Source organism: Alteromonas sp. ABV2_168, from assembly GCF_056161165.1.
Window position 1 is genome coordinate 97,902 of record NZ_JBSWYQ010000013.1, and the last position, 15,626, is coordinate 113,527.

Genomic DNA, 15,626 nt, shown 5'->3' on the forward strand with positions numbered 1-15,626 from the left:
TTATGCATATTTCTCATTGATGCTGACCATAGTGTTGCGTAATCTGTAAAAAACAGTTCATAACAGGGAACATCATGAAACGGGGAATTCTGGCACTCACTTCACTTTTGTCTTTCTCAGCTATGCCGGCAACCTTTCCGGTGTACTTTCTCGGCGGACAATCCAATATGCAGGGATACGGCGTCAGTAAAGATCTTGAACCTCTCTACAGTAAACCTGCTGACAATATTTATATGTTTGCCGGCAATGCGGTTTCAGATGATGACCTTTCAGGCGGTAAAGGTGTCTGGGCACCGCTGCAGCCCGGTACGGGTAAGGGTTTTAAATCTAATGGCCGCGTGAGCCTGTACAGTGACAAGTTCGGTCCGGAAGTTTCATTTGGTCATCAACTCTATTCACTGAACAATAACCAGCCCTTTGCCATTATAAAGTACGCCAAAGGAGGTTCGGCGATTGCTGAAGGGATTGGCCACGGCAGCTGGTATCCTTTCTATAAGAAGAACACCGGCGTTAACCAGTTCGACCACTTCCTCACGACTATCCGCAATGCATTTTCTCCTGTTGATATCGATCTTGACGGTGAAGTTGATAACCTGGTGCCGGCTGGTATTGTGTGGATGCAGGGTGAGTCTGATGCGGCAGAAACGAAAGAGATTGCAGCGGCGTATCAGGCTAATTTAAAAGAGCTGATGGCACTGATAAGAGCGGCCTTACGGGATGATGATTTACCTGTCGTGATTGGAAAAATTACCGATTCGGGTATGGATGAAGCAGACGGCATGAGGATGAATTATCATAAAATTGTTCAGCAGGGACAGAAGGCTTTTGTGGAAAATGATGTGTGTGCGGCGTATGTGACAACTCTGGAAAAAGAAACGCATCTGGATGACGGTTGGCACTATCAAAGTGAAGGATATGTGCATCTGGGTGAGGAATTCGCAGCTGCCATGCTTAAATTGCAGCAAACCTGTGGTCAACGTTAAACGATGGATGGCGCATGGAAAACGGGGAGCCTAACGCTCCCCGTTTTATATTTACAGGCAATAAACCTTACTTCGGCTGACAGTCAATTGACTGGCCATTCACATTCAGACTGTCATCACCCATCAGATACAGATATGCCGGCATCAAATCAGCCGGTGTTTTTAATGTGTCAGGATTTTCTGCGGGGTAAGCACTGGCGCGCATGGCGGTGCGGGTAGCGCCCGGGTTAATGCAATTAAATCGCAGGCCACGGTTTTCAAATTCGGATGCCAGCACCTGCATCATACCTTCGGTGGCAAATTTAGAGACGGCATAGGTGCCCCAGAACGCACGGCCTTTTTTCCCGACGCCTGAGCTGGTAAAAATAACCGAAGCAGAAGGCGCTTTACGCAGTACGGGGATCAGCGCCTGCGTCATCAGCGCAGCACTGTTTACGTTAACCTGCATAACATCCATCCATTCCTGCTCAGGAATATCGCCGAAGGCACTTAAGTGGCCAAGCATTGATGCATTGTGCAGTACACCATCAAGTTTTCCGAACTGGTCAGTAATGGTTTGCGCCATGTCCTGATAGTTTTTCAGTGTTGCACCCTTCAAATCAAGAGGGACAATGGCGGGCTGTGGTCCGCCTTTTTCTACTATACGGTCGTAGACCTGTTCCAGCTTTGAGACGGTTTTACCTAATAAAATACAGGTAGCCCCGTAAGCTGCAAACGTCGTGGCAGCTTCTGCACCAATTCCGGCGCCGGCACCGGTGATGAGTATGGTTTTTTCTTCGAGAAGTCCGGCAGGTGCCTGGTAGAGATTCGGCATAGGGTCTAACCTTGATCTGTTAACTATGGGCAAAGTGAGGCTTGATGATACTCAGCTCCCGGTGGTTGTAAATATCTAGCCCTATAATTCTCAACAGATTTTAGTGGCGTAAAATTAATTTACGAAAAGTTAACAAACCTTTGCAAAATTCGGGTAATGACCATAATATTAAGCTACAACCAACTGGTCATACTTGTTTGAAATGTGTGTTTCCACTTGTCATCAGGTGGATTGAAACAAGCATTTACATTGCCTTGACTGTAAAACAGACAATAACAACAAAGCCTTTTATTAGGGAGAAAAAATGAGAAAACTCTTTATCAGTACCAGTGTTGCTCTGGCACTGGGTTTAACGGGTTGCGGTGGCTCCAACGAAACGCTGGAGGACATTGAGTCCGGAACGCCCGTTCAGAAGCCTTTCTCTCGTGTCGTTTTTGATCCGTCTAACGGCGTGCTTAACATACCTAACGATCTGCTCATGCTGCCGGGTGATGACGGCTTCTTCGACTATACACTGAACATTCCGGTAGATGACCCGACAGATTTTACTGATCCGCAAAACGCACTCAACGTGCTGGACGGCTGGTCAACCCAACATCCTTTTGTTATCGACGTGACAACACCGTCAGGGGTAACACTGGATGAGTCAACATTATCTGCTGGTGTCATGCTGTACGAAGCAACGCTGGGGCTTGACCAGAGTGATCCTGATTGTGCGGGGGCCGCAATACCGTCCTCCGGTTGTAAAGTCGGTAACCAGTTACAGTACGGCACTGATTTTGTGCTTTCGCTGGTGGACGGCGATACTATTTCCGTTGTTCCCCTGAAGCCATTGAAACCGGCACACGGCTATATGCTGGTGATGACAACAGATTTGAAAGACAGTGAGGGGAACGGCGTAATGGGTTCCACATCATGGGAACTGGCTCGTCAGGACATCAATACATTACCGCTTTCTTCCGACGCTCAGTTGCAGTTGCAAACGCTGGTCAACTCGCTGGTCGATCCCCTGATTGAAATGGGCTATGACCGTGAAGACATTTCCTATGTCTCTGCTTTCACAACCCAGAGCACAGACATCGCCCTGCAATCATTGAAAAAAGTGATGGTGGCTGAATTTGCTGCCCGTTTTGCCGCAGGTGACCCTACAGCGGCTACCGCGCTGCCGGTTATTACTGTAAACGACCCCGAAGGTGCCACCAATGCGATGGAAGCTTTGGATCTGGTCGATGATGCAACCCTTGCCGGTGCGGTTCAACTGGGCATCAATGCCTTACCGGAGTCCGCCGCAGCATTCATTCCAACTATTGAAGCCACACTGGATGCCGGAGGTTTCGCACCGTTACAAACCTGCGCCGGATTGCTGGGTACTGTGTCAGGTCAGCTGTCCGCTACCTGGGGCGGATTAAATGATTTCGCCGTGGGTGTCTCTACCGGCATTCTTGCTCAGGCAGGCCCGTTCTGCGCTGCGTCTCATTATGAAGGTTCTGTGTCATTGCCGTATTATCTGCCTGTACCTTCGGCCGAAAACCCGCTGGCACCGACTACCGGTTTCTGGGAAGCGGCCTGTGACAGCGGTATTGTACTGGCGGGTGCACCTGATGAGGTATTTGCTTCGGCTACGCCCGGTCCGAACTTTACATTGTGTGATCAGCTAGGCCTTGCTGATTTACGCATCGGTGAAGCGATGCTGGACTCAGCCCGCAATATCACAAAATTCAACCCTGTACCGCAAACTCAGGCCGTTCCTTCACTGGATGTGCAGGTAACCGTGCCCAATGCTACCGTAGCCGGAGCGTTAGGTTTCCCCATCGCTCAGCCTGAAGCCGGCTGGCCTGTGGCTATTTTGATGCACGGTATCACCAGTAAAAAAGAAGATATGCTGGCGATTACCGGGGCGCTGTCACTAGCGGGAATAGCCACCGTCGCCATTGACCACCCGCTTCATGGTAGTCGTGGTTTTGACGTGAATGGTGACGGTACCGACGACATCAATGCGACTACGGTCAGCGCGACTCATTACATGAATCTGCAATCACTGCCAACTGCACGGGATAACGTCCGTCAGAGTGTTTCTGATATGCTGGGATTACGTCTTGGTCTGAACGCAGTGAACGATCAGACAACCGGCGGCGCAGCATCGTTTGACTTAAGCCGTGTTTACTTCATGGGCGTGTCTTTAGGTGCGATTACCGGGGCTGAATTTGCCGCAGTAACTAACAGCACAATGGGTGACGAACTGGCAGCGCTGGACGGCATGTATAGCGTGCAGGCAGCATCTCTGGAGTCTCCGGGAGGCGGTCTGGCTCAGTTCCTGATTGAGTCGCCAACCTTTGGTCCTCTGATCCAGGGGCTGTTGTTATCTCAGTCTTCCGAAGAGTTTCAGGCGTTGTTAGTGCAATTGTACGAAACAACTGATGTCACTCAGGCGCAGCTTGTTGCCGCGGTGGAAGTGTTCCTTGCGAACCTCACTGATGCACAGATGGCGGAAGTGCAGTCTGTACTGAATCAATTCGCGTTCGCCGCGCAGACGGTTCTGGATGCAGGTGATGCAAACAACTATGCCGCTACACTGGCGTCAAACACGCCGGTACATATGATGACTGTGGTGGGTGACGGTGCGGATAATTTACCGGATCAGGTGATTCCGGTATCTACAGCGCTGCCACTGGCTGGTCAGCTGCCATTTTCAGCCTTAGCCGGACTGGAGCAGGTCAGCAGCACTGCCACCGGCGATCCGGTAAGCGGTATTGTACTGTTCACAGAAGGTGCTCATGCATCCAGCCTGAGCCCGGAAGCCAGTGCTGCGGCTACCACTGAAATGCAAAAAGAAGTGGCGGGTTACATGTCTACGGGTGCAACAGTACTGCCCGTTACCGATACTTCAGTGGTGCAAAACTAACTTCACAGCGACGTAATCGTCGGCTGTCAGCAAAGACCCCCTGCGGAAGAAGTTTTCTCAGGGGGTCTTTTTATATAGTTTTATCTTAGTTAACTGGTTTGATTAAGAACAAGGCTATGAGAGATGCGCAGACGATAATTCCTTTAAGTGCCAATGGTATTGGCAATAACCCTGAAATCGCTGCAATGGCCCCGACGGCGCAAACCTGGAAAAAGGATCTATGCGTTTTCATGTAATATTTTCTATTTTTTTCTTAGCTCCAGGGTTCTTTGCTCATAAAGACAGATTAACCAGTATCAGAACGAAATGAAGCTGATCTGAAGACGGTAAATAATGCTAAATTCGGGCCGTTACAGATATAGCATATCGATATTTTTAAACGGTTTAATCAGCACAAATGCATTAATTTCCGTATCGCACGGGCCAGATGAATCCAGCTGTCGTCAGCGTGCGTAAACGCTGCTACACTATGCCGCTGTTTAAAGGGCATTTTTTAATCATATGTCCTGGTCTGGCATGACGATACTTGCCGCACAGAATAATAATCAGGAGAACATGTTGGAGTTTTTGTACGAATACGGATTATTTCTGGCTAAAGCCGTGACGCTGGTAGTAGCCATAGTGGTAGTACTTATTGCTATCGTCGCCAGTGCCAGCCGGCAGAAGCCCGGAAAAGGGCACCTTGAAATCGTGTCTCTGACAGAGCAACTGAACGATATTAAACATTACGCCCGTTCTGTTCTGCTGGATAAAGCCGCTATGAAAAAGCTGGCGAAAGAACAGAAAAAAGAAAGTAAGCAGAGTAAATCTGAGAAAGATAAAAAAGAGGGAGAAGAGGCTTCACGTCTTTTTGTTATCGATTTTACCGGTTCCATGGATGCCCACGAAGTTGAGCGTCTTCGTGAGGAAGTGACTGCTGTACTGTGTGTGGCACAAAAGCATGATGAAGTGCTGGTCAGGCTGGAAAGTGGCGGTGGCGTTGTTCATGGCTATGGTCTGGCAGCGTCACAATTGCAGCGTATTAAAGAGAAAGGCATTAAGCTGACGGTAGCAGTCGATAAAGTAGCGGCCAGCGGTGGCTACATGATGGCCTGTGTGGCAGATACGTTACTCTCAGCCCGGTTCGCTTATATCGGATCAATTGGCGTGCTGGCGCAAATCCCTAATGTGAACAAACTGCTCAAAAAACATGATATTGAATTCGAGCAGCACACTGCCGGTGATTACAAACGTACGTTAACGGTGTTTGGCGAAAACACTGAAGAAGGCCGTGAGAAATTCAGAAAAGATCTGGAAAACATCCATGTTCAGTTTAAAGACTGGGTGAAGTCTCAGCGTGAAACACTGGATATTGAAAAAGTGGCTACCGGTGAAGTATGGCTGGGCAGTGAAGCGAAAGAGATGGGACTGGTGGATGACATCATGACGTCTGATGACTATATTCTTTCTCACCATCCGGCCCGTGAAATCTTTGCAGTGAAATATGCGACAAAGAAAAGCATGGCAGAGAAATTAGGGATCTCGGTATCTGCTGCGGCGGAAAGCACTGTGATGCGCCTGTTGTCCAAATCCCGCCACTGGTTCTGATCTGCTGATTTCACATGGCGAAAGACACTAAAAAACGTATTCTGGATGCAGCTGAAACCCTGTTTGCAGAACAGGGTTATGCACAAACTTCCATGCGTGCAATTACCGCCCGCGCAGATGTGAATCTGGCGTCGGTAAATTATCATTTTGGCAGTAAAAAAAATCTGATTCAGGCAGTGCTGAAGCGCTACTTTGATGTATTGATGCCACAAATTGATGATGTTCTTAACAGCACCGGCACAGAGACCGGTGCGGACGGTGTGGAAAGTCTTTTGCTTTCCCTGGTTCCACCCATGATGACCTTGTCGGACATCCGCCCTGAAGGTACTGCACTGTTTGTCCAGCTTCTGGGCAGGGGCTACAACGAAACTCAGGGACATCTTCGCCGTTTCATCATGCATGACTACGGCAGTACGGTAGCTAAACTGATGATGGCCTTACATGCCTGTTTACCCCACGTAGAAGATGATGAACTATTCTGGCGTTTGCATTTCGCCATCGGCAGCTTTGTTTTTTCCATGGCATCCAGCCGGGCACTGACAGAAATCGCGGAAGCAGATTTTAACCAGAAAGTGGATATTAAAGCCGTGATCCTTCATCTTGTTCCCTTCGTTTCACAAGGTATCGCCGGCCGTCAGGCCTGAGTTACACCGCTTATTTCAGGAGAATGATATGGCAATCAGCAGACATGAGCTGGTCTGTGCGCTGGACACGTTATTACGTCCTCAGGATGTTCAGGACTATTGTCCTAACGGCTTGCAGGTAGAGGGTTCTGACCGGATCCGTAAAGTCATTACCGGTGTAACTGCCTCACAGGCACTGATTGATGAAGCTGTCCGGCGGGAAGCAGACGCTATTCTTGTGCATCACGGTTATTTCTGGAAAGGGGAAGACCCCGTAATCACCGGCATGAAGGGAAAGCGTATCCGTACATTGCTCGCCAACAACATCAATCTTATCGCCTATCATCTGCCGGTAGATATTCACGCCAGTTACGGCAATAACGCACAACTTGGCAGTGTAATGGAACTCAGCAATCTGGCTCCTGCGAAAGGCGTGAAGCCTGAGGGGATCATTTATACCGGTGAAAGCAGCGAACCTGTTCTGGCTTCAGAATTTAAAGGCCGTCTTGAAAATAAACTCGGCAGATCTGTACTGCATGAAGGAGACGCCGGTGACCGGCTGGAAACCTTCGCATGGTGTACGGGCGGTGGTCAGGGATACATCGAAAAGGCGGTTGCAATGGGCGCAGATGCGTTTATTACCGGTGAGGTCTCTGAACAGACCATACATGTTGCCCGTGAACTCGGCATTCACTTTTTTGCTGCCGGTCATCATGCTACAGAGCGCTACGGTATTAAAGCGGTGGGAGAGTGGTTGTCTTCCTCTTTCGACATCACTGTTGATTTCATCGATATTGACAACCCTGCCTGATCCCCGGCGCAAAGAAACGACTTATGAAATCCACCGACCAGTATTTTGATGGTATCGCAGATAAATTTGCGAGTAACATTTACGGCACGACCAAGGGCCGTCTGCGGCATCTTTTGTTACTTGATATCCTTAAACCTCTCCTCGAGAAGATGCCGGTCAGCAAGGTAATTGATCTGGGCGGCGGGACGGGCATCATGACCCGTGAAGTTGCACAGATGGGTCATGATGTCACGTTGGTGGATGCGTCTGCAGATGTACTTGTGCTGGCTCAGGAATATCTGGCCAGTGTGGAAAATGTGACGTTCAGAAAAGGCACTATTCAGTCTGAAACCGATCTTCAGCACTATGATGTTGTTATCTGTCACGCTGTTCTTGAATGGCTAGCCAGTCCGCTAGAAACCCTTTCGGAAATCTGTCTTAACATGCGCCCGGGGGCGCTGCTGAGTCTGACCTTTTTTAACCGCGATGCGGCGTTATTTGGTAATGCTGTATATGGAAATTTTGATTACATTGCCAAAGGCATGAAAGTCAAAAATCAGGTCAGACTGAATCCGCAGAATCCGCTTGTCCCTGCAGACGTAATCCGCTGTGTTGAAGAAGCCGGCATGGAAGTAAAGTCGTTAAGCGGCATCCGCTGTTTTCATGACTACATGAGAGAGAGACATCTCAGCGACAGTCAGTTTGAAGAGCTTGTTGCACTGGAAAGACAATATATGAATACCGAGCCGTTTTGCCGGCTCGGCAAGTACATGCATTTGATGATCAGCAAGCCGGCTTAACCAGAAAGGTTGTGGTATCCATGGTGCCGTTTGCACAGTCTGCCACATTGCTCAGCGTGGTTTGTGCAATCTGTCCCAGTGCTTCCTGAGTAAAAAAGCCCTGATGGCCGGTGATCAGAACGTTATGAAACGTGGATAAACGCTCAAATACATCGTCCTGGATGATTTCGCAGGAATGATCTTTGAAGAACAGCTCAGATTCCATTTCATAGACATCAAGTCCCAGATAACCAATCTTATGCGATTTTAACCCGTTAATTAACGCCTGCGTATCGGCCAGACCACCCCTTGAGGTGTTGATCAGCATCACACCATCACGCATTTTACTGATGCTTTCTTCATTGATCATATGATAACTGTGCTGGTTCAGAGGACAATGCAAACTGATGATATGAGCGCGGGACAAGAGTTCATCCAGGGAGACAAATCGTGCCCCGGCATCCTGTAACTGACGGTCAGGAGCGGGGTCGTAGCACAATACTTCACAGCCGAAACCCAATAAGATTCGTGCAGTAGCACGGCCTATATGACCGGTGCCGATAATGCCTGTGGTTTTTCCGGCCATGTTGAAGCCCAGCAACCCGTTTAAGTCAAAATTACCTTCTTTGACCCGGTTGTACGCTTTGTGCATGCGCCGGTTTAATGTCAGCATCAGCGCTACTGAATGTTCAGCAACCGCTTCAGGCGCGTAAGCCGGCACGTGCGACACCGCGAGCCCTAAACGTTTTGCCGCCTCCAAATCCACATTGTTATATCCCGCACAGCGCAGAGCAATATGACTCACGCCTGACGCTTTTAATTTCTCCAATACAACGGCATTTACCGTGTCATTCACAAATACGCAAACAGCGTCGAGACCGTCGCACAGCGGCACGGTGTTCTCATTCAGACGGGCAGGGAAACAGTGCAGATGGACATCCCCGCCGGCCTGTTTGCTGATTGATGCTTCATCGTAGGGCTGGCAACTGAATATACCCATTTGTATGGTCATGAATATTATGCTCCATCTATTCCCGTATGATCGGGTCAATAATTTTTTGCAGTTCGTCGGGTTTGGTTACCGGCGCATAGCGTCCACGAACCTTACCGTCACGATCAACAACAAACTTGGTAAAATTCCATTTAATTGCCTTTGAGCCAAGCACACCCCTGGCTTCATTTTTCAGATAAGTAAACAAAGGATCTTCGTCCGGTCCGTTCACGTCTATCTTCGCCGAGATGGGAAAGGATACACCGTAGTTGAGTTCGCAAAACTGTTTAATATCGTCATCACTGCCGGGTTCCTGGCTACCGAACTGATTACAGGGAAAACCGATAATCATTAAATCGTGAGGTTCATACCTGAGAAAGAGCTTTTCGAGACCTTCATACTGAGGCGTAAATCCGCACCGGCTTGCCGTGTTAACAAAGACAATGACAAACCCTTTCAATTTACTGAGCGCCAGCGTTTCGCCGGTGTTTAATGTGACGGTATAATCATAAATTGAAGACATAGAGTTAATCCTTTACGGCAAGTGAAACGCGGTCAAAAGCTACTTTTAGCATGAAATTTGTTATTATTCAGCCGGTTTCGGTACAGTCGGTTTCTTTAACCGGCTTGTTATCACTTTTGCAGCCACACGGAGAATAGGTAACCGGTGAAAAAATTAACGTTTCTTGGACTTGGTGTCATGGGCTACCCCATGGCAGGGCATCTGCAAAAAGCAGGATTTGACGTAACAGTTTACAACCGCACTACTGCTAAGGCAGAGGCCTGGGTGAAAGAGTATGGCGGGTCTTTTGAGCCTGCTGTAGCGGCTGCAGTTCGTGGTGCTGAAATCGTATTTATGTGCGTCGGTAATGACAATGACGTTATGGACGTGGCCGGTCAGGCAACAGAGGCGATGGATGCCGGTGCCATTCTGGTAGACCATACAACGGCGTCAGCAGATGTGGCGCGCACCTTGTGGGAAACCTGCAAAGCGAAACAACTGGGTTTTCTTGATGCCCCGGTATCCGGTGGTCAGGCCGGCGCTGAAAACGGCCAGCTTACTATTATGACCGGCGGCGATGAAGCTGTGTTTGATGTGGTAAAGCCTGTCATGGATAACTACGCAAGACACAGCCAGTTACTGGGAAAGGCTGGTAGCGGACAGCTGGCCAAAATGATGAATCAGATTTGTATTGCCGGCATTGTTCAGGGGCTGGCTGAGGCGCTGCACTTTGGTCAGCAGGCAGGGCTCGATTGTGCAGCCGTGGTTGACGTTATTTCAAAAGGTGCAGCACAGTCATGGCAAATGGAAAATCGTGCAGCGACCATGCTGGATGGCAAATATGACTATGGTTTCGCCGTAGACTGGATGCGTAAAGATCTCGCCATTGCACTGGATGAGGCGCGCAGGAACGGTTCTACGCTGGCACTGACTGCGCTGGTCGATCAATATTACGCTGATGTACAAAAATCCGGTGGTGGTCGCTGGGATACTTCCAGCCTGCTGACCCGTTTAGCCGCTAAATAACGGCTAGCCGGCAGAGGCTTGTGTGTCGTCTGCCGGTGTTACCGGTGTCGCTGTCAGAAAGTAAGCTGCGTCAGCTTCGGCAACTTTTCTCAACCTGAGCAAGCGTTGTCTGTTGGCATTATTCAGCGCACCGGTATCAATTTTGTCCAGTAATGTGGCGACGGTGTAATTACGGTAACTGTGGTGACGGGATTCCAGCATACATTGCAGCAGGTTGAGTCCGAATGCCTGCGTTGAAGGCATCATCTGAAAGGCCTGATAGAAGTAATACATTGCACGGACATAATCTTTACCAATAAACATCCGCATGCCCGTTTCATTCAGCTCCAGCGCTCTTTCACTGGCCAGCCCCATACTTTTTTCAGCCCGGGTCAGTACGCTTTCGTTTAATGTCTGCGCAGATAAATCATCGTCCAGATGATTTCTCTCATGTGCCATAGCCAGTAAGTCTTTGGCCTTCTCTGTATTGCCTAGCGCATTATTGATTTTGGCGGCCACGATGAGGGTGGCGGGATCAGTGCGTACAAACATGTCCATGTGTTCGTGGGTCAGGTATTGCTGCGCTTTTTCCGGGTCATTTTCAAGCACTGCAGCGAAGGCAAGAAGATAGTCTTTCTTCTGAAGTTGTTGCTGGTCGTTCTGATTACGTCCTGCAATCCCTACCAGCCGGCGGGCCTGAGTCAGGCTTTCGTCCCGGTTAGATTTTGGCTGCTCTTCCGCGATAGAAAGATAAAATTCAGCCAGTTCAAAGGTAAATTCGTTAAACCTGTCCCGGGTACTGCGGTTGTAATCACGTTTCTTCTGCAGCAGTTCGATCCCTTCCAGTACTTTGTCCTGCTTTTGATAAGTTAACGACTTCAATCGTGTTGCCGGCACACTTAAGTCACTGGTTTTGATGTGGTTTAGATAGAACTCTGCCTGAGACCAGGCCTCCTGTTCAAAACACAGACAGGCGAGCCACTCAAATGCCTTATCCCGTGCCAGTGAATTGGTCATCAGATCGGACAATTCTTCTTTACAGTCTGCCCAGTTACCCGCCAGGTACTCGCATTTTATTTTTCCCCACTGGGCCCAGAGCACACGTTCTGAGCGCGCCAGCACAGACTCGTACAGCGCTTTAGCCGCCAGTAACTGACCATTCTGAAACAGGATCCTGGCATGAAGTTTCAGCACATCGTTTTTGAGCTTTGCCGGTGTTTTCTGATTATTCAGTTTTGCCACAATTTGCAGCGCGCCGGCGGGATCGTTATTGTCCAGTGCATTAAGTGCCTGTTTGACATAATTCCGGTAACTGAGGTAGTGACTGAGACCACGTGAAAGGGTGGCAATATTGTAGGGCTTGATGATCAGTAAATCCGGCTGTGCATCGATGATCTGGCCCACCGTTTGTGGCAGCCGGTCTGCTGTAATAAACACGATGCCGGTACTGGGCCGGATAAACTGGCTTTGCCGGAGCTGATGTACCCATTCCACACCGTTTTTACCTTGCCCGAGGTGAAAGTCCATCAGAATAATTTCAAAGTGTTGCCGGCGCAGGGCTGACTTGAGCTCTGCGCCGTTACTGAAACTGCTGATTTCGAATTCGCCCACAGGCAAAAGGTGGCTTCTTATTGCTGAACGCGCAGTGGCATTGTCTTCGATAATCGCCAGACGGTAAGGCATGAAGGGCACCAGTAATGTAATGAAAGTACGAACTTTGTCATACCGGAATTTAATAAATATATCAGCGCTTTGACGGTTCGTCATCTATACGAAAAGATAAAAGTCCCGGGAGCAGGCATATTTGCCGGTATACCGGTAGTCTGGTTTGTCGTCCCGAACACTCTCGATGTCACAATATATTTACAAAATAGTTTTATTTGTTTTACGTTAACGTTTACGTAAACCTGTGTGATTGTTTAAGGTAACAGGGTATTCACTAACAAGAGAACCCTATGCAACAGGTGCCGATGCTGATAAACGGGGAATGGGTTAACGGACAGTCAGAAGACAGGATTGTCGTTACCAACCCCGCCACCAATGAACCCATTGCACAAATTTGCAGTGCATCACAAACCGACATGGATGCAGCCGTTGCCAGTGCTGCAAAGGCTTTTGAAAGCTGGCGTGATGTGCCGGTGACCGAACGGGCCCGCGTGATGATGCGTTACCAGGCGTTACTGAAAGCGCACCATGACGAACTGGCGACATTGCTTGCCAGCGAGACCGGCAAGACCTTCGACGATGCCAAAGGTGATGTGTGGCGCGGTATTGAAGTGGTTGAACAGGCGATGAATGTGCCGTCCTTAATGATGGGCGAAACGGTGGAAAACGTTGCCCGTAACATAGATACCGCCAGCTTTATTCAGCCACTGGGTGTATGCGCCGGCATCACTCCGTTTAATTTTCCGGCCATGATCCCGCTGTGGATGTTTCCGCTGGCCATTGCCTGCGGCAATACCTTTGTACTGAAGCCCTCTGAGCAGGATCCGCTGACGCCTAACCGCCTGGCAGAGTTGTTTATGCAAGCCGGAGCGCCGGCAGGCGTGCTGAACGTGGTGCACGGCGGTAAAGAGCAGGTTGATGTTCTGCTTCATCATGAAGACATTAAGGCCGTGTCATTTGTGGGGTCTGTTCCCGTTGGTCAGTACATTTACAAAACTGCCACCGCCAACCTCAAACGTGCCCAGTGCTTCGCAGGCGCGAAGAACCATACGGTGATCATGCCCGATGCTAACAAAGAACATGTTCTGAATAACCTGGTGGGTGCATCGGTCGGGGCAGCCGGGCAGCGTTGTATGGCAATTTCTGCTGCGGTGTTTGTGGGTGAGTCTGAAAAGTGGATCCCGGAGCTGGCAAAACGTATCAGTGAAATTAAACCGGGCCTGTGGAATGACCCCGAAGCCGGTTTTGGTCCGCTGATTTCTGCAGCTGCAAAACAACGCGTGTTATCGCTGATAAAAGCCGGTAAAGAAGAGGGCGCAGAATGTCTGGCTGACGGATCTGACTTTACTGTCCCGGGATGTGAAAAGGGTAACTGGGTAGGCCCGGTGGTGTTTGACCGGGTAACGCCGGACATGACTATCTATAAAGAAGAGATTTTCGGCCCCGTCTTGTCCTGCATGCGGGCAGAGTCTCTGGAAGATGCACTGAAGCTGGTAAACAATAATCCTTACGGCAACGGTACCAGCATATTCACTAACAGCGGAGCAGCGGCCAGAAAGTACCAGCGTGAAGTCACTGTAGGCCAGGTGGGAATTAATGTGCCGATCCCTGTGCCGCTGCCATTCTTTTCGTTTACCGGCTGGAAAAATTCGTTTTACGGCGATTTACATGCTTACGGTAAACAGGCAATCCGCTTTTATACCGAAACCAAAACGGTAACCAGTCGCTGGCTGGATGAGGATATTCCGGGTGGTCCGAACCTGACTATTTCGATGGATTAGAGGAGACGACGATGGATTTTTCATTAAATGAAGAGCAACTGGCATTCACGGACACTGCACGTCAGTTTGCCAGGCAGGAATTTGCACCGTTTGCCGCACAGTGGGACAGAGAGCATCACTTTCCGGTTGAGGCCATTAAAAAGGCCGGCGAACTCGGCTTCTGCGGGTTATACACCCCCGAAGACGCTGGCGGTCTGGGCTTATCCAGGCTGGATTCGTCGTTGATTTTTGAGCAACTGGCCATGGGATGCACCACCACTACGGCCATGCTGACAATCCACAATATGGCGACATGGATGATTGCATCCTATGGCACAGAGGAGATAAAAAGCCGCTGGTGCGACTCACTGGTGAGCGGAGAAAAACTGGCGTCGTATTGCCTTACCGAACCGGGCGCCGGTTCTGATGCGGCTTCACTTAAAACCAAAGCGGAACGCACCCCTGACGGGTATCGCCTGAACGGCGCAAAGGTATTTATTTCCGGCGCGGGCGCAACAGATGTGCTGGTGGTCATGGCCCGCACAGGCGGACCGGGTCCGTCGGGTATATCGGCCTTCGTGGTTCCGGCGAACGCTGAAGGAGTGGTATACGGCAAAGCCGAAGAAAAAATGGGCTGGAATGCACAGCCCACCCGCATGATCACATTCGATAATGTGATGGTGGATGAAAGCAGTTTACTGGGCGCAGAAGGTGAAGGGTTTCGTCTGGCGATGCAGGGGCTGGATGGCGGCCGGGTAAACATTGCGACCTGTTCTGTGGGCACGGCGCAGCAGGCACTGGAAACCGCGGCAACCTATATTCAGGAGCGTGAGCAGTTCGGTAAGCCGGTGGGGGCGTTTCAGGCTATTCAGTTCAAAATGGCCGATATGGCCACAGAGCTGGTGGCAGCCAGGCAACTGGTGAGGCTGGCGGCCTGGAAGCTTGACTGTAACGACAAAGACAAAACCACTTATTGCGCCATGGCCAAACGTTTTGCCACAGACACCGGGTTTATGGTGTGTAACGAAGCGCTGCAGGTACACGGCGGATATGGCTATATTAAAGAATATCCGCTGGAGCGGCACGTAAGAGATGTGAGAGTGCATCAGATCCTGGAAGGCACCAATGAAATCATGCGTGTGATCATTGGCCGCCGTCTGATGGGTGAAATGAATGACATTCTCTGACACAGTAACTGGCGTCATCAGCACTTTTAAAGGACAGG

General features: G+C 49.7%; 13 protein-coding genes. 9 read left to right on the forward strand and 4 right to left on the reverse strand.

Features of this window, described 5'->3' with window-relative positions:
* Positions 1–74: 74 nt before the first annotated feature.
* The gene (locus tag ACXAH4_RS17895) at positions 75–983 is read left to right on the forward strand and encodes a sialate O-acetylesterase (protein ID WP_474882859.1); all 909 of its coding nucleotides are present in this window, start codon (positions 75–77) and stop codon (positions 981–983) included.
* Positions 984–1,050: 67 nt separating this feature from the next.
* Here the strand turns inward: ACXAH4_RS17895 and ACXAH4_RS17900 are convergent, their stop codons facing one another.
* Positions 1,051–1,797: a YciK family oxidoreductase gene (locus ACXAH4_RS17900; RefSeq protein WP_474845882.1), complete on the reverse strand. Its 747-nt coding sequence runs from the start codon at positions 1,795–1,797 to the stop codon at positions 1,051–1,053.
* A gap of 304 nt (positions 1,798–2,101) precedes the next feature.
* On the opposite strand from ACXAH4_RS17900, the gene ACXAH4_RS17905 reads away from it, so the two are divergent.
* The 5 genes from ACXAH4_RS17905 to ACXAH4_RS17925 all read left to right on the forward strand — a co-directional run bounded on the left by ACXAH4_RS17905 (position 2,102) and on the right by ACXAH4_RS17925 (position 8,499).
* A complete protein-coding gene (locus ACXAH4_RS17905) occupies positions 2,102–4,699 on the forward strand; it encodes a VolA/Pla-1 family phospholipase (RefSeq protein ID WP_474882861.1) in 2,598 nt (865 codons plus the stop codon).
* A gap of 558 nt (positions 4,700–5,257) precedes the next feature.
* A complete protein-coding gene (sohB, locus tag ACXAH4_RS17910) occupies positions 5,258–6,286 on the forward strand; it encodes a protease SohB (protein ID WP_474845983.1) in 1,029 nt (342 codons plus the stop codon).
* 14 nt (positions 6,287–6,300) lie between these two features.
* The gene (locus tag ACXAH4_RS17915; RefSeq protein ID WP_474867708.1) at positions 6,301–6,930 is read left to right on the forward strand and encodes a TetR/AcrR family transcriptional regulator; all 630 of its coding nucleotides are present in this window, start codon (positions 6,301–6,303) and stop codon (positions 6,928–6,930) included.
* 28 nt (positions 6,931–6,958) lie between these two features.
* Positions 6,959–7,720, forward strand: coding sequence for a Nif3-like dinuclear metal center hexameric protein (locus ACXAH4_RS17920; RefSeq protein ID WP_474845888.1), 762 nt, complete (start codon positions 6,959–6,961; stop codon positions 7,718–7,720).
* A 23-nt stretch (positions 7,721–7,743) separates the two neighbouring features.
* On the forward strand, positions 7,744–8,499 hold the full coding sequence (locus ACXAH4_RS17925) for a methyltransferase domain-containing protein (RefSeq protein ID WP_474882863.1): 756 nt from the start codon (positions 7,744–7,746) through the stop codon (positions 8,497–8,499).
* Here ACXAH4_RS17925 and ACXAH4_RS17930 read toward each other — a convergent pair.
* A complete protein-coding gene (locus ACXAH4_RS17930; protein ID WP_474882865.1) occupies positions 8,483–9,490 on the reverse strand; it encodes a 2-hydroxyacid dehydrogenase in 1,008 nt (335 codons plus the stop codon). The genes ACXAH4_RS17925 and ACXAH4_RS17930 overlap by 17 nt on opposite strands.
* Before the next feature lie 16 nt (positions 9,491–9,506).
* The gene (locus tag ACXAH4_RS17935; RefSeq protein WP_474845894.1) at positions 9,507–9,992 is read right to left on the reverse strand and encodes a glutathione peroxidase; all 486 of its coding nucleotides are present in this window, start codon (positions 9,990–9,992) and stop codon (positions 9,507–9,509) included.
* 144 nt (positions 9,993–10,136) lie between these two features.
* Between ACXAH4_RS17935 and ACXAH4_RS17940 the strand changes: the two genes are divergently transcribed.
* Positions 10,137–10,997: an NAD(P)-dependent oxidoreductase gene (locus ACXAH4_RS17940; protein ID WP_474845896.1), complete on the forward strand. Its 861-nt coding sequence runs from the start codon at positions 10,137–10,139 to the stop codon at positions 10,995–10,997.
* Positions 10,998–11,000: 3 nt separating this feature from the next.
* On the opposite strand, the gene ACXAH4_RS17945 is transcribed toward ACXAH4_RS17940, so the two are convergent.
* A complete protein-coding gene (locus ACXAH4_RS17945) occupies positions 11,001–12,659 on the reverse strand; it encodes a response regulator (protein ID WP_474845898.1) in 1,659 nt (552 codons plus the stop codon).
* 272 nt (positions 12,660–12,931) lie between these two features.
* Here ACXAH4_RS17945 and ACXAH4_RS17950 point away from each other — a divergent pair, with 272 nt between their 5' ends.
* Together ACXAH4_RS17950 and ACXAH4_RS17955 are read left to right on the forward strand one after the other, a co-directional pair.
* Positions 12,932–14,422 carry a CoA-acylating methylmalonate-semialdehyde dehydrogenase gene (locus tag ACXAH4_RS17950; protein WP_474882866.1) on the forward strand — a complete coding sequence of 497 codons (1,491 nt, stop codon included), beginning with the start codon at positions 12,932–12,934 and terminating at the stop codon, positions 14,420–14,422.
* 11 nt (positions 14,423–14,433) lie between these two features.
* Complete coding sequence (locus tag ACXAH4_RS17955) at positions 14,434–15,588, forward strand: acyl-CoA dehydrogenase family protein (protein ID WP_474882868.1); 1,155 nt, start codon at positions 14,434–14,436, stop codon at positions 15,586–15,588.
* The last annotated feature ends 38 nt before the right edge of the window (positions 15,589–15,626 follow it).